This is a genomic window from Mycoplasmopsis arginini (genome assembly GCF_965278885.1).
Taxonomy (GTDB): domain Bacteria; phylum Bacillota_I; class Bacilli_A; order Mycoplasmatales; family Metamycoplasmataceae; genus Metamycoplasma; species Metamycoplasma arginini_B.
Genome location: NZ_CBDIHE010000004.1, coordinates 15,276 through 33,254 on the forward strand (window position 1 = coordinate 15,276; position 17,979 = coordinate 33,254).

Genomic DNA, 17,979 nt, shown 5'->3' on the forward strand with positions numbered 1-17,979 from the left:
AAAGGGAAAATTACTAAATTATAAATTTTTATAATTAAAACTTATGACCAAGCTCAAATAGTAAATTTTTTATTTCAGCAGCCTCTTCAAACCTTCAATTTTTAGCGGCTTCATCCATTTTTTTAATTAATTTATTAATGTAACTTTTATCTGTTTTAAATTTATTGTCTTTAGTAATTTTAGAATTTAATATCAAATCCAAGTCTATTTTTGGAATAGGCTTAATAATAGTTTGCGGAATAATATTATTATCTTGATTATATTTAATTTGAATTTTTCTTTTTGTTAAATTATCTTCTATAGTTTGCTTCATAGCTTCTGAATAACTATCTGCAAAGAAAACTACTTTGCTATGGTCATTTCTTGCCCCTCGGCCGACTATTTGAATTAATGATGTTTTATCACGATTCATTCCACCTAGATCAGCATCTAAAATAATAATCAAACTAACTTCGGGAAGGTCAATCCCTTCTTTTAATAAGTTAATTCCAATAACAACATCAAATTTGCCTGCCCTTAATCCTGTTAAAATTGCATTTCGCTCAAAAACTTCTAGTTCATGATGAATATAGGCTGATTTAATTTTTTTCTCTTTTAAAAAATTAGAAAATTCTTCAGCACTATTCTTTGTTGTAGTTAAAATAAGAGTTCTTTCTTGTTTTTTAATTTGTTCTTGAAGCATATCGAAGATTCTTGCAGATTGATTTTGTTTTGGCAAGATTTCAATTATTGGGTCAAGTAATCCAGTTGGACGAATAATTTGAGTAATAACTTCACCATTAGCATACTCTATTTCTCTTTCCTCATTTGGAGTAGCTGATAAATAAATTTTAGGAAAATTATAATTAAAAAATTCCTCATATTTTAGTGGTCGATTATCTAACGCAGAAGGTAATCTAAAGCCGTAATCTACCAATGTTTTCTTTCTTGAGTAATCACCTTTATACATTGCTTCTAATTGTGGTAACATTAAGTGACTTTCGTCAATATAAATTACTGTGTCTTTTGGTAAATAGTCAAGCATTGTATATGGTTTTTCTCCAGGTTGTCTCCGGTCTAGATAACGCGCATAATTTTCCATACCTTTTGTATAGCCAAATTCTTTTATTGAATCAATGTCATTAAAAATTCTTTGTTTTAATCTTTCATATTCCAATAGTTTATCTTGCTCTTTAAAAAATTTAAGTTGATTATTTAAATCCTCTTCAATTTCATTACAAATTGAACTAGCAAAATTTTTGTCCATTATAAAAGTTGTACTTGGATATATTGTCATTTCCTCGATTGTTTCAATAATATCCTTTGTAACTCTATCAATAATTTTGATTGACTCAATTTGATCATCAAATAATTCAATTCTTATTAAACCATTAAATTTATAACCAGGGCAAATTGTAACTACACTTCCAAAACTTTGAAATTCACCAAAATTAATATCAGGTTGAATCCCTTTATTTAAATATAACATTTGGACTAAACTTGTTTTAATGGTTTTCAAATCAATTTTTTGGCCTTTAAAAATTTCTAAGAAATGTTTTTTGTATTCATTAGGGTTAAAAGCTCCATATATTGCCGCAACAGAAGCAACAACAATTGTGTCATGGTGATTCAATAAAGAGTTGAGAGTTGAAATACGCATAGCTTCTATTTCATCATTAGTAGTCGACGATTTTTCTATATATAAATCTTGTCTAGGAATATATGATTCAGGACGATAATAATCAAAGTATGAAATAAAATATTCCACCTTATTTTCAGGGAATAATTCTTTTAATTCTTGATAGATTTGTGCTGCTAATGTTTTATTATGACTGATAACTAAAGCAGGTCTATTTGTTTCATTTATAACATTAGCTAAAGTGAATGTTTTACCAGAACCAGTAACACCTAAAAGAACTTGATGCTGTTTATTTTCCTTTAATCCTTCAACTAATTCCTGTATCGCTTTAGGCTGGTCGCCTGAAGGTTTATACTTTGAAACTAACTTAAAATTCTTCATTATTTAATTATATACCATTGGGTTTAAAAACATAAAAACATGTTTTTATGGTAAAATATTAGGCAATTATGAAAACAACTAAAAAATTATTATTAACATTAACAGGTTTTGCTTTACCAGTTATTTCAGCATCATTAGTAGTTTCTTGCGGTTCAAAGGAAACTTTAAATGAATTTGCTAAGGATTTCGTTTTAGGTGCTGCAGGTCGTGATAACTATAATAAAGATACAAAAACACTTGATTTAAGTAAAACAAATCTAGAAATTATTCCAGCAGGTGCTTTTTCAGCACAAGCCCTACATGGTTTATTTTTAAACACAAGTGAGCAAGCAAATGTTGCTCCCGAATTTGCTTATGCTCCTGGTATTTTTAATGTAAAAGAAAACAAAATTAACATTGATAAAATTATTCTTCCCGGAACATTGAAAGTAATTGAAAACGGTGCTTTTGAAGGTTTGGGTCTAAAAGAAATTGAATTTGATATTTCTTCAAGTAATTTAACTAAAATTGAAGAAGATGCATTTAAAGATAATAAATTAAAAACAATTGTTTTACCTAGTTCAGTAACTGAAATAAAAGAAAGGGCTTTTTATAACAACCAAATTACTTCAATAAACCTTGAAGTGGCAACAAATCTAAAGAGATTAAGCAGCGGTGTATTAGCTAAAAATCAATTAACAAATATTAACCTAGTAAATATTAATACTATTGATCAATCAGCTTTAGCATTAAATAAATTTGCTTCATTACGATTACACCAAGATTTATCGAGAGTGTCAGAAAGACTATTTTGATTTGTTGGAGAAATTGAAGGAGTTAATGTAGTTGCTTTAACTGTTCAAAACGCAGAATTAAAAACATTACTAAAAGAAGCCTTAACAAAAAACGAAAAGTTATATTATACAATTAATGATTAACCAACTTTTGTTGGTTTTTTATTTTAAAAAAAATAAGCACTGGTTGTTTGCTTATTTTTCATCAATAATGTACTCTGTAAAATTTGATAAATCTTCCATTTTAAAAACGTGAAGTGATACTAAAGATTTTTTAAATCAAGGAATTGTTTTGATATGTTGAAGTGCTTTTGTAATTTGTAATAAATTATTAATTGAACGCGAAAAGTAAAAACTGTTTGATAATCAATGAAATCCATAATGTCTTAAGATGTCTCTAACATCTTCATAGGCTTGCTTGTAATTTGCTTCGCCTTTGCCATATTCTCTGATTAAGATTTCTTTTTTTAGATAAAAAACTAAACCATACATATCATTCTCCTTTTATATAATTAATTTGCTTTTTATATTATACCATAATTATATTTAAAGACCTTTAGCCATAAAATAAGACCTTCTTAGCGAATTAAACTAAATTGATCATTTTAAATTATTTTAATTTAAAATAATAACTATATACTACAAAAAATCAAAGGATTTATATGGCTGAAAAAACTACAAAAACAACAAAAACTAAAAAAGCTGGCGTTGCTTTAAGAGAAAAAATTACTAAAGATTTTGAAAAAACTGGAACAATTAAAGCAAAAGATTTAAATAAACTTGTTCAAGAATACAAAGATTCTAAGAAAAAGTAAGTATTAAAAAATTATTGAGTTTTGCCTCAATAATTTTTTTATTTTAATCAATTAATTTTTTAGCTTCAGTTAAGTTAACACTAAAGAATGTTGTTACACCACGTTTTTGCATTGTTGCACCATAAAGTTTATCAACTCTTTCCATTGTTCCTTGACGGTGGGTGATGACGATAAATTGAGTATTTTCTTTAAGACTTTGTAGAAACTCAGCAAAACGAATAACATTTGCTTCATCTAAAGCGGCTTCCACTTCGTCTAAAATACATAATGGTAATGGTTTTGCTTTTAATAGAGAAAATAACAATGAAATAGCAATTAAAGCTTTTTCACCACCTGAAAATAGTTTGAGGTTCTTAATTGATTTTCCAGGAGGTTGGGCCATAACATCAATACCACTTTCTAATAAATTATCTGGCTCGGTATATCTTATTTCTGCCATACCACCACCAAACATTTTTGAAAAGACAAATTTGAATTCTTGGTTAGCTAAGGTTACGGTATTGGTAATTCTTTCAATAATGATTTTATCCATTTCACTAATAACTTCTTCAATTGTTACTTTTGCATCGATAATATCTTTCTCTTGTTTTTTAACTTCGTTATATCTATCTTCAGTTTCTTTTAATTGATTAATTGAGTCAAGGTTAACATGACCTAATTCTTTAATATCACTTTTTAAATCATTTACTAGTTTTCTTGCAACATCAAAATTAATTTCAGGATTGTAAAGTTCTTTTGCTGTTTCAAAAAGCATATTATATTGTTCTGACAATCTTTGTTTTGCATAACTAATAGCTGCTTCTGCTTTTGCTTTGTCGGCTATTTGTTTTGAATTTTCAGTAATTAAAATATTTAACTCGTTGTTTGCACTACTTTGTTTAGAATTAGCATCAGCAAATTCTTTTTTAGCAACTTGTAATAACTCATTTTGTGAAGTTCTATTTGTTAAAAGTTCACTTCTTTCTAACACTAGTTTTTGAATTTCATAAGCTATGTCAATTGTTTCTAATGAATCTAATTTTTCTTTTGAAATATTCTCATATTGGATTCTTAATTCATCAAATTTAGTTAAATTTTCACCTAAAGATAATTCTTGTTTTGTTAAGTCTAAACTTAGGTTTGAAAATAGACTACCTAGTTTTTGAATTTCTTGATCTAATTCATTAACTTTGTTTTGTTTGTCAGAAATACTGCTTAGGATTGCTGGTTTTATTGATTCTAACTGTTTAATTTGTTCATCAAGACCAAATGTTGAAGTATGATCATTTTTTTGACCACCACTTAACACTCCACCAACTCTAATTATGTCTCCTTCTAGGGTAACAACCATATATCTTTTTTCCAATAATAAAGATAATCTGTTTGCATTTTCAATCGTGTCAGTAACCAAAATATTTCCTAATAAAAATCTTTTTAAAATATCAAACTCACGAGCTGTTGAAACTAATTCCGAAGCAACTCCTAAAAAACCTTTTTGAGTTTGAGCAACAACGATATGTTGTTCTAGAACATATTTAGGGTTGATTGATGCAAGAGGAATAAATGTTGCTCTCCCGCCTCTATTACTTTTTAAAAATTCAATGGCTTTAACAGCTGTATCTGAATTATCTACTACAATATGTTGTAAAGCGTTTGAAAGAACTGTTTCAATTGCTAAACCATATTTTTCTTCTACACTAATAATTTCCGAAACTAGTGCTTTATAACCCTTAAATAAGCCAGCATTTTCTACAATGTTTTTAGTTCCTTTTTGTAGGTTATTTTTACTGTATTTAATTTCTTCAATATAGTCTAATTTTGAGTTGATTTTTTGTAGTTTTTCTTTTTCTGAATCAAGATTTCTTTTGTAATCATTTTTTAAAGCAGATAAATCAGTCATTTTTTGATTAATTTCACTAATTTTTTCTTTTTGTTCTTTAACAAAGTTTTTAGCTAAAAGAATTTTAGTATTTAAATTATTTAATTCCTCTTTTAAAGCTTCTTGTTTTTGTTTACTATTAGATTCTAAAGTTCCATTTATCAACATTTCTCTTTGTTTAGATTCTCTTGCTGATCTAATTTCTAAGTCAGAAATTTCTTTTGTTATTTCATCAATACGTGTTGATAAAGTACTTATTGTATTATCCAAATTAAACATTAAATCATTCTTTTGTTTAACAATTTCAGAATATAATTTAATCTTAATTTCTAGGTCTTCTTTCTTTTGCTTATAAATTAAAGAGTCAGAATTTAACACTTCTAATCTTTCAGAATAAGCCATAAAGTCATGAACTAATAAAGAAACTTCTACTTCCTTTAGTTGTTCGCTCATTAATTTGTAAGCTTTTGCTTTTTCTGCTTGTTTTTGTAATGGTTTAATTTGTTTTTCTAATTCAGAAACCACAATAGCAATTTGTTCTAGGGCTTCTTGGGTTCTTTCTAATTTTCGCATTGCTTCTTGTTTTTTTGAACGATACATTGAAGTTCCCGAAGCTTCTTCAAAAATTTCTCTACGTCTTTCAGGTGTTGCTTCAGCAATATCTGAAATAGTTCCTTGACCAATAATAGCTAGTGATGATTTTGAAATACCGCTTTGCATAGCAATTTCTTTAATATCTTTTTGTCTTGCTATTTCACCATTAATGTAATATTCGTTTGAGCCCTTACCACGATTTAAAACACGTGAAATTGTAAAAAAATCATGAGGTATATTTGCTGCTCTGTCACGGTTATCAAATGTTAAAATAACTTCTGCTCTATTCATTTCCTTTTCGGTTTTAGAACCGGCAAAAATAACATCTTCCATGTTATCTCCACGTAATACTTTTGAACTAGTTTCACCTAAAACTCAACGAATAGCATCATTTATGTTAGACTTTCCAGACCCATTAGGTCCGATAATAGCAACAACACCACCATCAAACTTTAAAGTCACCTTATCAGCAAATGATTTAAAACCATGTGCTTCGACTTGAATTAATTTCATTATTGTCCTTTCTTTTTTTAACCTTAAATAAAGTGTTATTAACATTATAATGATAAATTTAAAAAGTAAATTTAAAATTTTTATTTGTTTATTTTTTTAGAACGGGTTTTAAATAACCTTTTTTAGTTTAAAATAAAATTTTAATTTTGGTAAAATTTAAAAATAAACTTATTTTAAGAGGTATTAAAATGTCAAATAATAAAAAGTGAAAAAATAAGAAAATCAACATTAATAATTACCAAACTTTAGAAATTAAAAAAGAGAGAAAAACACTTTCTAATTCATGAAGAGTTGCTCTTACGGGTTTATTTCTAATTGCCATTCCTTCTTTTGTATTATTCATTTTACTTGGCAGAGATGGCTGAGCATTTAGCAACACAAAAAATTTAGGAAGATGAGATACTTTATTACCAATAGCATTTTTAATCGTAGTTTTACAAACAGCAGTAGTATCACTATTAGTATTTAAATTTAAAGTTTTTGGACCTAACTCATTCATCTTTTTAGTTCCTTTTGCAATAGCTATGGCTTCATTTTTAGTATCATCAGGTATCGAGGATTGACCATATAGAGTTATGCCTGCTGTTGGTCTTGCCTTTTTAGCATTGCCATTACTATTATTAGTTAAACATATTGATAAAAAGAGAAAAGAAAAACAAAGAAAACTTTTTGAAGAAGAAGAAAGAACAAAAAAATCATTACTAGACTAATTTAGTTTAGTTTTTTTATTATCTATAAATTTTTATATATAACGTAAAAAAATGGGGAATAGGAGAAAGTATATGTATAAAAAAATATCTTTAGTAGACAAAGAAATAAGTGAAATGATTAATAATGAAGCAAAAAGACAAAGTGATCATATTGAATTAATTGCTTCAGAAAATTATGTATCAGAAGACGTAATTAACGCTGTTGGTTCATGTTTAACAAATAAATATGGTGAAGGATATCCTGGAAAAAGATATTACGGTGGTTGTGAATTTATTGACCAAGTCGAACTTTTAGCACAAGAAAGAGCAAAAAAACTTTTTAAAGTTAATTTTGCAAATGTTCAACCTTATTCTGGTTCAGTTGCTAATGCTGCAGTATATATGGCACTTTTAAAACCTGGTGATAGAGTTCTTGGCCTTTCATTAGATTCTGGCGGTCACTTAACACACGGTTATAAAATTTCTTTTAGCGGTATTTTTTATGATTCATATTCTTATTCGGTTAATAAAGACGGAGTTATTGATTTTGATGAATTATTAAAAATTGCTAAAAAAGTAAAACCTAAAATGTTAATTTGTGGCTACTCTGCTTATTCACAAATTGTTCATTTTGATAAGTTTAAAGAAATCGCAGATAAAGTTGGGGCTTATTTATTTGCTGATATTTCACATATCTCAGGTTTGATTATTGCTGGTTTACATCCTTCACCTGTTGGTTATGCTGATGTTATTATGACTACAACTCATAAAACATTAAGAGGAACAAGAGGAGCTATTATTTTAACTAACAATGAAGAGTTAGCTAAAAAAATAGATAAAGCTGTTTTCCCTGGTTGCCAAGGAGGGGCTTTATTCCACCAAATTGCCGGAAAAGCGGTTTCATTTTTCGAAGCCTTACAACCTGAATTTATTGATTATCAAAAACAACTATTAATAAATTCAAAAGTTTTTTGTCAAACTTTTATTAACAAAGGTGCAAAAGTTATATCAGGACTAACTGCAAATCATTTATTCATGATTGATGTTAAGACTACTTATGGTTTAACAGGAAAAGAAGCTTCGGCTATTTTACAAGAATGCAACATTACTGTAAATAAAAACTCAATACCTAATGACACAGAAAGCCCATTAGTGTCAAGTGGGATTCGTCTTGGATCAGCAGCGATGACTTCTCGTGGTTTTGGTGAAGATGAATTTATTATCTTAGCTAATTTAATTGATAAGTTATTAAGAGACCCTTATAATGATTCATTAAAAATAATCATTAAAAAAGAAGTATCTAAATTAACAAGTATGTTTCCAATTAAGAGAAATTACATAAAAAAATAATTGGAGGTGTTATGTCAATTGAAACATTAGAAACAAAAATTAAAAACTGAATTGCAACAATTGCTGGAGTTGTGGATTTTAAGGAACTAGATTCGAAAAATGGAATTAATTTTCCTAATTCAGGTCTTATTGTTGAAAAAAATGAAAAACATAAAAACGGTGTTAATTTAACTATTGGTTTAATTATTATCGTTAACCTAAATGCAAAAATTATTGTCGAAGAAATATATCAAATTGTCAATTATCAATTAAAAAAAGAAAACCTAAAATTATCAAAACTATGTATTTATATTAAAGGAATTAAATAATGAGAAAAGTAAATGGTAAACAATGACTGGAGGCTGTGCTATCCGGTGCTTATAATTTGAGTAACAAACAAAATCTTATTAATGCTTTAAACGTTTTCCCGGTTCCAGATGGAGATACAGGCTCAAATATGGCCTCTACCATTTTATCGGCTGAAAAAGTAGAACTAAATAATGATTATAGTATTGCTAATGTTTCAAGCAAAATAGCACAAGGTTTATTATTTTCAGCTCGTGGAAATTCAGGAGTTATTTTAAGTCAAATTTTTAAAGGTTTTTCTGTTGCTTTTCAAAATAAGAATGAAATCAATTCTTATGATTTAGTTAAAGGTTTTGAAGAAGCTGCAAAATTTGCATACAAGGCTGTTTTAAAACCAATTGAAGGAACAATACTAACAGTTATTAGACAAACTGCTGAAGGTTTAAAAGAAAACATTTTAATTGATAGTGATATTACTGAAGTTGCTAAAGTTGCTGTTGAACTAGCAAGAAGAAGTTGCGATAATACACCTAACTTATTACCTGTTTTAAAAGAAGTTGAAGTAACAGATTCAGGTGGTGAAGGGCTTTATGCAGTATTAGAAGGAATTCTTGCTTATTTCGAAGGACAACCTGTTACTTTATTAGACAAACAAGTTGAAGTTAATAAATTTATATCTGATACCGAGGTTTTTGATGGCGAATTTGGATATTGCACAGAGTTTATTGTTGAATTAAAAAATAAAAAGAAATTTAATAAAGAAACTTTAATTGCTAAACTCGAAAGACATGGTAGTTCAATGGTAGTTGTACAAGATGAATCTTTCTTAAAAGTTCATATTCATGCTGTTAGACCTGGCGATGTTTTAAATACTGTAAATAATTTAGGACAATTTATTAAAGTAAAAATTGAAAACATGACTCTTCAAGCAAATGACAGTAAGAAAAATAGCGATAATCACAAAAAAGAAGAAGAATGTTGCGATAATAATTCAGAATGTACACCAATGAAAAAATCAGCAATTATTTCATGTAATTCAGGTTCAGGAATTATTGACTTGTTAAAAGAAAATGGCGTTGCTTACATTGTTGAAGGTGGACAAACAAATAATCCTTCAATTAATGATATTGTATCTGCAATTAATTCCGTTAAAGCTGAAACAATATTTATTTTTCCAAATAATAAAAATATTATTTTATCAGCACAACAAGCTTCAACTATCGTTCAAGACAAAAAGATTATTGTAGTTCCTACCAAGTCACAAGCACAAACATTAAGTGTCTTATATAACTATAGTGAAGAAAATACTGTTACAGATAACCAACAATTAATGAATGATGCTTTACTAAATATTCATTATGGAGAAGTATCTCCTTCAATCAAGACAACTAAATTAGATGGAATTAAAGTTAAAGCCGGTGATTTTATGGCTATTCAAGAAGGTAAATTAAAAGATACAGATTCAACATTTAATGGGGCCGCAATCAAATTACTTCACAACCTTATTAATAGTGAAACTCAAATTGTTACTATTTTTTACGGTCAAGATGTGACTGAGGCCGATGTTAATGAGCTTCAAAATTATATTGAAATTAACTTTAATGTTTCCGTTGAAATTTACAATGGTGGACAAAATATTTATCCCTATCTAATTTCTGCTGAATAGGAGAATTATTAAATGAAAAAAATTGTATTTGATGTTTTAAATAATGATAATGGTGCCAAACTAGCCATTTTAGGTGCTCTTGCTTTTAAATCAAAAAATAAAGATTATCAAATAGCATTAGTAGGAAATAAAGATTTAATTGAAAATGAATTAAATAACAATTCATTTAACCTGACAAAAAATGATTTTGTAATAGTAGATTCAAATGAATTAGCTCATATTGAAAACTCTCCTCGAGAAGTTTTAAAAAATCCTTCTTCTATGTTAGATGCTTTTAATTTTTTAAATAGTGAAAATTATGATGCAATTTTAAGTAGCGGGGATAGTGGTTCTTTAATATCTTTAGCCACATTCAAAGTTAAACGGCTACCTAATGTTTCACGCTCAGCATTTATGCCTGTCTTGCCGACTTTATTAGATAATCACCACGCCTTACTATTAGATGCTGGCGCTAATATTGACACTCCGTTTGAATATTTAAACAACTGATCAATAGTTGCAAGTCAATATTACAAATTAATTTTTAACAAAGAAAATCCTTCTGTTGGTTTATTGAATGTTGGGGTTGAAGAATATAAGGGAAGTCCTAATATTAGAGAAGCATTTAATTTACTGAAAGAAAATAAATTTATTAATTTTTATGGCTTTATTGAACCAAAGGATGCTATTGCCGGTAAAGTTGATATTGTTTTAGCTGAAGGCCAAAGTGGAAATATTTTCTTAAAAACTTTAGAATCATCATTTTTAGGCTTTGGTAAATTATTGAAAAACATTATTCATAAAAGCCTGAAAACCAAAATTGGTGGTTTATTACTAAAGAAAGAATTAAAGAAATTTAAAGACAAATTTGATTATCGAAATGTTGGTGGAGCATACATTATTGGTTTAGAAAAAATAGTAGTAAAAGCTCATGGGGGCTCAGATGAGATAGCCTTTGAAAACGCTTTAAATCAAATTAAATTTTTATTAGAAAAAGAAAACTTTATTGAAAACATATCTAAAAACTTGGAGGATCTAAATAATGAAATTAAATAAGAAAGATTTATTGTTTTGAAATCAATTATCAAGTTTTTTAAGTCAGTTTTTTGATTTAAGGAAATTGCAAGATGAAGATAAATTTGTTTTTGTAACAGCGTTTACACATAAATCTTTTTCTAATGAAAACAATAACTGCCCTCATAATGATTATTTAGAATTTATTGGTGATGGTGTTTTACAATTTATAGTTACCGATTGAATTTTAGAAAATCATTCTCAATGGGAGGCGAGGATCAGCCACTAAATTAAGAAGTAGTGTTGTTGATAAAAAGAATTTAGCTAACATTGCTAAAAAAATCAAACTTTTTGAACATTTGCGTTATTCAAAAACTGCATTTAATAATGGAATTAATGAAAAAACAATTTCTAATTTATATGAGGCGTTTTTAGGTGCTGCTTATTTGGTTTTTGGAATAAATGGGGCTTTTGAATTTGCTAACCAAACCTTATTAACATCATTTAGAACACAAAGTCAAAACACGCATTCACATCCCAAAAATGTCTTGCAAGAATATTTCCAACAATCAAGTAATAGTAAATTAGAGTATATTACTGAAAAGTTACTACCAAGCAATAATTTTGGGTCAGTAGTATTCTTTGAAGGTGAGAAGTACGGCGAAGGAATAGGAAAATCAAAAAAGGAAGCCGAAACTAACGCAGCTATTGATGCTTTATCAAGGCTACAAAAATAATATGACTTCTTCAAAAGATTTATTTATTAGTATTATTACAAATACTGGCTTATGAGGGGCTATCATTTCTACTTTAGTAATAACATTATTAGGTTTTATTTTATATAAAACAAAAGTATTAAATGATGGTGCTTCCGGAGCAATTCAAAAATTAATTATTAATATTATTATTCCTTTTCTTTCATTTTTTTCTTTTATGAAAAACGCTGATAACTATGACATTAAAACATACGCAATTGTTTTTGGTCTTAGTGCAATTTACTATATTGTTTTAACTACAATTGCTATTTTATGAATTAAATTCTTACCTAAATTAGTACCTAAGTCTGTTTTAAGAAGAGCAGAAAAAGAATACAAAGAATATGAAAACAATGTTGAGTTTGAAATAAAACAAATATGAAATAAAGATCTATATTTAGAAAAATTGCAAAAGAAGCATTTAGTGACATGATTAATGTGCATTTATGGATCTAATATTTTATTTGCTACTCCAATTGTTTTAGGTGTTTATGGTCAAGGCGTTGAACTTGGTTCACTAAATATTTGAAATATCTTATATTACATTGGGGGCTTTGGTCTTTCATTTTCATTAATTTCTGGGGTTAAATTTACTAAAAAAGAATTTAAATATACGCTTAAAAAAGCTGTTTTAAATCCTGCTTTTATTGTTGTTTTAATTGCTATTTCTTTATGAGCAACACAATACATTCCTAAGTGAGGGGCAACAATTAAAGAAACAAATACACAATTATTGACAAATGATAATGGATTACAAACCTTTGACAAGGTGGCAACATTCGGACCTAACTTTAGTAGTTTATATGGAATAACCAGTAAAACAAATCCAAACATAGTTCATTGATATGAATTTAATAAAATTAAGAATGTTTGGGTTTTATATAATGGTAGTCCCACCGGTTGATTTGATTGAAATGTAACTATGCCATATTTAGCAAAACCTATTTCAATTCTCGCTAGTTTAATTAGTCCATTAATTTGAATCGTTATTGGAACAAGTTTAGCAAAAACAAATATTAAAGAAATGTTTAAAAATAAACAAAACTGATTATTTTTATTTTACAAATCAGGTTTAATGCCAACTGTTATTTTATTATTAGTAAGTTTCTTTGTTTATGAAAAACTTATTTCAGTTAACGTTGGTGCTGTTTTAGTTATGGTTGGTTCAGTACCTCCAGGAACTACTATTGTTATTTATTCACAACATTTCAAAAATAACGAAAATTACACTTCACAAGCAAGTAGTTTATCAACAATGACAAGTTTCTTATTTATTCCTTTATGGTTGGTAATTGGTCAACTTGTTTTAAATAAAATAGCAAATTAAAATTCACGCACGGTTAAGTGTGTGAATTTTTTTAAAATAATTCTACTTGGTTTGTTTCGCTTAGTCCGTCAAGTACTTTTAGTTTTCTAAGTTCACCACAGATTTTACTATTAACTTTTCCTCTTTCAACTAAGTCTTCAATTGATAAGAAGTCTTGTTCACTTCTTGCTTTTACAATTGCTTCAGCAACAGTATCACCTAAGCCATCTACAACTATAAATGGTGGTATCAATGATTTACTTTTTTCGTCAATAATTCAATCCTTTGATTGCGATTTTTTAAGTGAAACATTTTGAATCTTGTATCCACGTGCATACATTTCTTTTGTTATTTCAAAGGTTGTAATTAATGCACTTTCTTTTGTAGATAATGGATTTAATGTGTCGTTCTTTCTTCATTTATACTCAGCAAGTTTTTTACTTATCATATCATAACCAGAAGACATACTTTCTATATCAATAGCATCAGGTCTAATTGAAAAATAAGAAGCATAAAATTGCAATGGATAATATAGTTTATATCAGGCTATTCTTCAAGCCATAATAACGTAAGCTGTAGCGTGAGCTTTGGGGAACATATATTCTATTTTTTTAAGTGAATTAATATATCAATCAGGTATATCATTTTTTACTAATAATTCTTCTTGTTCAGCAGATAAACCTTTACCTTTACGAACTTTTTCCATAATTTCAAAAGCTTTTAAAGGTTCAATATTTTTCTTTATTAACTCTTGCATAATGTCATCACGACAGCAGACGCAATCCTTTAATTTAAAACCTTTTTTTACAAGTTCTTCAGCATTACCTGCCCAAACATTTGTACCATGGCTCAATCCACTTAATAATATTAAATCATTAAATGTTCGTGGCTGTGCTTCCTTTAACATGTTTCTAACAAAGTTTGTACCAAATTCAGGTAGGCCATAAGCCCCCGTAGTTTCACCATCAATTTTTTCTGGGTCTATTTTTAAAGATTCAGTTGTATAGAATAATTTCATAACTTCAGCATCAAACTTTGGTATATCTTTAACCTTTGTTTTTGTTAAATCTTCGAGCATTTTAATGGTGGTTGGATCATCATGCCCTAGTAAGTCAAGTTTTAAAACATTATCATGGATTGACTCAAAGTTAAAATGAGTAGTTTTTCAAGAACTGGTTGTATCATTAGCTGGATAATTAACTGGAGTAAAATCTTCAACATCAAACTGTTTTGGAATAATTATAATTCCGCCAGGGTGTTGCCCGGTTGTTCTTTTTACACCTGCTGATTTAGTGGCTAAAAAATCTAAAAATGTTTTAGATCAAGGAGTTTCATTTGTTCTAACTTCTTCCATGTATTTTTTACAAAAACCATATGCTGTTTTTAGAGCTATTTTAGAAATAGTACCAGCTCTAAAGGAGTGGTCTTCACCAAAAAGTTCCTTCACTAAATTATGAATTGTAGGTTGATAATCACCACTAAAGTTAAGATCAATATCAGGAACTTTATTAGCTTCAAAACCTAAAAAAGTTTCGAATGGTATGTTATGTCCATCTTTACTTAAAATATTTCCACATTCAGGACATTTTTTATCTGGTAAATCTCATCCAGAAAAAATATTTGTGTCCTTATTTCATTCAAAATACTTACATTTATCACATAAATAATGTGGTGGCAATGGATTTACTTCGGAAATTTCTGATAAATTAGCTACAATTGATGAACCAACAGATCCCCGGCTTCCTACTTGATAACCGTCTTCGTTTGAGCGCTTAACAAGTTTATGACTAATTCAATAAATTACTGAATAACCATATTTAATGATTGGATTTAATTCTTTTTCAATTCTTTCTATAATAATCGGGTCAGGGTTGTTACCATATCTTTTATATAAATTTTCATAAACTAAATTTCTTAATTTAACAGGAGAATCATCAAAAGTAGGAACATATAATTGATCTTTTATAACTTGAATATCATCGATTTCGTCAGCAATTTTTTTAGGATTATAAATAACTAGTTCTTTGATGGTTTTTTCATCACCAATAAAAGTAAACTCATCTAACATTTGCCTTGTAGTTAAATATTGAAATAAAGGCTGTGATTTATTTTTAAGTCAGTGAAGACCACCGCCTAGCGAAGGTGCATTAATATAAATAGCATGTATTAATTTTTGGTAATCATAAACATATCTTGCATCAGAGGTAGCAACGAATAGTTTATTTAACTTTTTGCATTTTTCTAATAAATCTTTATAAGCAAACTGTAAATCACCTCAAGTAATTTTTTCATCTAATTCCACAAGATAAACAAAAGATGAAATTGGTGGAAACTCAATATAATCAAACTTTTGCATTTCTTCTAGAATATCTTCATCTGTGCCAAAAATTACTTTATCTCACAAACGTGATTGGTTTGATCCAGATCCAAAAAATAAATTATTATATTTTGATTTATCTTCAATAAAAAACTTTGGTCCATTATTATAATCATCAGTTAAAGAGTTAGAAAGAATCTCAAAAAGCTCTTTTAAACCTTTTTGATTTTTGGCAATAACTCTTATTTCATTAGCCATTCTTCTTTTTGCCCAAGAATACGTGTCTGTGTTAAGTAGTTCGATTGAAGTTGTAATTTCTTTCTCAAGTGTTAACCTAGATATCATTTTAAGTCAAACTTGTGCTAAAACATTAGCATCATAATCAGCTCTATGGGCATCAGATGAAACATAAACAACGTTGTGTCTTTTTGCTACATGTTCCATTCTATGTTTTGATTCATTAGTGTCAAGAAAATGCGATACCCTTAGTGAGTCGATGCAAACAAAATTACTTGTGTCTAAACCTAATTTTTTACATTTTTGAAAACACATTCCCATATCAAATGAAGCGTTGTGCGCAACTGCAATTCTACCGTTTAAGATTGAATGAATTTTTCTTATCCCTTCTTCTTGCGATAATCCGTTCTCTAAAAGTTCTTCATCAATATGTGTTAGGTTTTTAATCTTGTCACTAATTTTTTTGTCAGTCTTTATAAAAAACTGAATTTTTTCGACTTGAATTCCGTTCTTAATTATAGATCCACCAAACTCAATAATGTCATCAAATCTGTTTGATAAACCAGTCGTTTCTAAGTCAAATACAACATATTCAGCATCTTTTAAATTAAATTCTTTAAATCCGATGAACATGGTATTTTTTTTAGAAATAGTAGAAATTGTTGCACCATAAATAGGTTTGATAGTCTTATCTTTTTTTAAGATGTTATAAAATGTTGGAAAACTTTGAACATTGTCAAGATCAGTAATAGCTATTGCTTTGTGGCCGTATTTTTTTGCTGCTTTTATATAATCTTCAGGAGCAGAAATACCGTCTTGAGCACTCATATTTGTTCTTATCGCCAAGTCAATTCTTTTTTCTTCTTCATTATCTTCGGGTAAATTTACAATTGGTAATGTCACAGTAAAACATTGTTTGCCGTAAGCCATTATATATTTCCCTTGTGTGAACTTATCATCACTTAATGTTCCAATTACGTAAATTGTATCACCTTCTTTAATTTGAGGTTTTTCCTCATTTTCATCTTGGATATATTTAACTGTAATAGCTTCATTATAGTCTGAAATTCTTAGTGTTAAAATTCTCTTATTATTTTTTAAAGGTTTTCATTCTAAAAAATAAATTTCACCTTTTAGCATTACTTTTAACTCTTCAAAAGTAGTTAAAGCAGTGGCAATGTCCATTTCGATTGGTTTTTCTCTATTTTTGTTATGAAAACTATATTTAGAATTTGTATTTTTAACTTCTTTTTTTAGTTTAGCTTCTTCTTCTTGTTGTTGGATATAAGAATTAACCAAATTTGCAATTGTATCTTTTTTAGTATTTTTAGAATTATCAATTAATTTCACAACTGGGTTTAAAAATTCAAAACCTATTTTACTTAAGGCTTCTTTTATTGTTTCTTGGTTATTCTTTAATTTATCATAAGCACTTTTAACTGGTATTAAAAAAATAATTTCGTTATCATTTAATTCAATGTTTTCTATTGTTACAAAGCCTGAAATGGATTTTAAATTTTTAAACGAATTATCAATTAAATATTTTAAATAATCAGCAACTATCTTTTTATCTAAAACTATGTTTTGAATGATAAGATTTATTGTACACTTAGGAAATCTTGCTTCAACACTTTTAAAAAACTTTTTGTATTCTTTAATATCAATATGTTGATCTAATTGAATATCAAAAATTCAGTTTTCGAAACCTTCTTGTAAGGGCGGTTGAACTAATAGTAATTTTGCGCCGTCAAATTCTGTTGATGGTTTAAAATTTATCTCTTTACATAACTGGTTAAAATGTTCGTCCGCCATATTTTTTCCTTTCTTGA

At 28.0% G+C, this 17,979-nt stretch carries 14 protein-coding genes; 10 read left to right on the forward strand and 4 right to left on the reverse strand.

Annotated elements, in window-relative coordinates; genetic code table 4:
• Positions 1 to 34 precede the first annotated feature (34 nt).
• Positions 35 to 1,999 carry an excinuclease ABC subunit UvrB gene (gene uvrB / locus ACQW0Y_RS01835; RefSeq protein WP_427867478.1) on the reverse strand — a complete coding sequence of 655 codons (1,965 nt, stop codon included), beginning with the start codon at positions 1,997 to 1,999 and terminating at the stop codon, positions 35 to 37.
• 68 nt (positions 2,000 to 2,067) lie between these two features.
• Between uvrB and ACQW0Y_RS01840 the strand changes: the two genes are divergently transcribed.
• Positions 2,068 to 2,916 (forward strand): leucine-rich repeat domain-containing protein, encoded by an 849-nt coding sequence (locus tag ACQW0Y_RS01840; RefSeq protein ID WP_427867479.1) that lies wholly within the window; start codon positions 2,068 to 2,070, stop codon positions 2,914 to 2,916.
• Between the two features lie 51 nt (positions 2,917 to 2,967).
• Here ACQW0Y_RS01840 and ACQW0Y_RS01845 read toward each other — a convergent pair whose 3' ends face one another.
• Complete coding sequence (locus ACQW0Y_RS01845; RefSeq protein ID WP_060823397.1) at positions 2,968 to 3,264, reverse strand: hypothetical protein; 297 nt, start codon at positions 3,262 to 3,264, stop codon at positions 2,968 to 2,970.
• Between the two features lie 170 nt (positions 3,265 to 3,434).
• Between ACQW0Y_RS01845 and ACQW0Y_RS01850 the strand changes: the two genes are divergently transcribed.
• Positions 3,435 to 3,587, forward strand: a complete 153-nt coding sequence (locus ACQW0Y_RS01850) for a hypothetical protein (protein WP_427867480.1) — start codon at positions 3,435 to 3,437, stop codon at positions 3,585 to 3,587.
• 43 nt (positions 3,588 to 3,630) lie between these two features.
• Here ACQW0Y_RS01850 and ACQW0Y_RS01855 read toward each other — a convergent pair whose 3' ends face one another.
• Positions 3,631 to 6,552 carry an AAA family ATPase gene (locus ACQW0Y_RS01855; protein WP_427867481.1) on the reverse strand — a complete coding sequence of 974 codons (2,922 nt, stop codon included), beginning with the start codon at positions 6,550 to 6,552 and terminating at the stop codon, positions 3,631 to 3,633.
• A 188-nt stretch (positions 6,553 to 6,740) separates the two neighbouring features.
• Between ACQW0Y_RS01855 and ACQW0Y_RS01860 the strand changes: the two genes are divergently transcribed.
• The 8 genes from ACQW0Y_RS01860 (at position 6,741) to ACQW0Y_RS01895 (ending at position 13,617) form a co-directional block, all read left to right on the forward strand.
• Entirely contained in the window at positions 6,741 to 7,262 is a 522-nt protein-coding gene (locus tag ACQW0Y_RS01860; RefSeq protein ID WP_427867482.1) for a hypothetical protein, read from the forward strand.
• 72 nt (positions 7,263 to 7,334) lie between these two features.
• The gene (gene glyA, locus ACQW0Y_RS01865) at positions 7,335 to 8,591 is read left to right on the forward strand and encodes a serine hydroxymethyltransferase (protein ID WP_427867483.1); all 1,257 of its coding nucleotides are present in this window, start codon (positions 7,335 to 7,337) and stop codon (positions 8,589 to 8,591) included.
• Between the two features lie 11 nt (positions 8,592 to 8,602).
• Positions 8,603 to 8,899, forward strand: coding sequence for a hypothetical protein (locus tag ACQW0Y_RS01870; protein WP_427867484.1), 297 nt, complete (start codon positions 8,603 to 8,605; stop codon positions 8,897 to 8,899).
• Complete coding sequence (locus ACQW0Y_RS01875; protein ID WP_427867485.1) at positions 8,899 to 10,542, forward strand: DAK2 domain-containing protein; 1,644 nt, start codon at positions 8,899 to 8,901, stop codon at positions 10,540 to 10,542. The genes ACQW0Y_RS01870 and ACQW0Y_RS01875 overlap by 1 nt, the downstream gene beginning before the upstream one ends.
• Before the next feature lie 12 nt (positions 10,543 to 10,554).
• Positions 10,555 to 11,577, forward strand: a complete 1,023-nt coding sequence (gene plsX / locus ACQW0Y_RS01880; protein ID WP_427867486.1) for a phosphate acyltransferase PlsX — start codon at positions 10,555 to 10,557, stop codon at positions 11,575 to 11,577.
• Positions 11,564 to 11,824, forward strand: coding sequence for a hypothetical protein (locus ACQW0Y_RS01885; protein ID WP_427867487.1), 261 nt, complete (start codon positions 11,564 to 11,566; stop codon positions 11,822 to 11,824). The genes plsX and ACQW0Y_RS01885 overlap by 14 nt, the downstream gene beginning before the upstream one ends.
• A gap of 40 nt (positions 11,825 to 11,864) precedes the next feature.
• Positions 11,865 to 12,272, forward strand: coding sequence for a putative dsRNA-binding protein (locus tag ACQW0Y_RS01890; RefSeq protein ID WP_427867534.1), 408 nt, complete (start codon positions 11,865 to 11,867; stop codon positions 12,270 to 12,272).
• Position 12,273: 1 nt separating this feature from the next.
• Positions 12,274 to 13,617 carry an AEC family transporter gene (locus ACQW0Y_RS01895; protein WP_427867488.1) on the forward strand — a complete coding sequence of 448 codons (1,344 nt, stop codon included), beginning with the start codon at positions 12,274 to 12,276 and terminating at the stop codon, positions 13,615 to 13,617.
• A gap of 31 nt (positions 13,618 to 13,648) precedes the next feature.
• On the opposite strand, the gene ACQW0Y_RS01900 is transcribed toward ACQW0Y_RS01895, so the two are convergent.
• Entirely contained in the window at positions 13,649 to 17,962 is a 4,314-nt protein-coding gene (locus ACQW0Y_RS01900; protein WP_427867489.1) for a PolC-type DNA polymerase III, read from the reverse strand.
• Positions 17,963 to 17,979: the final 17 nt, after the last annotated feature.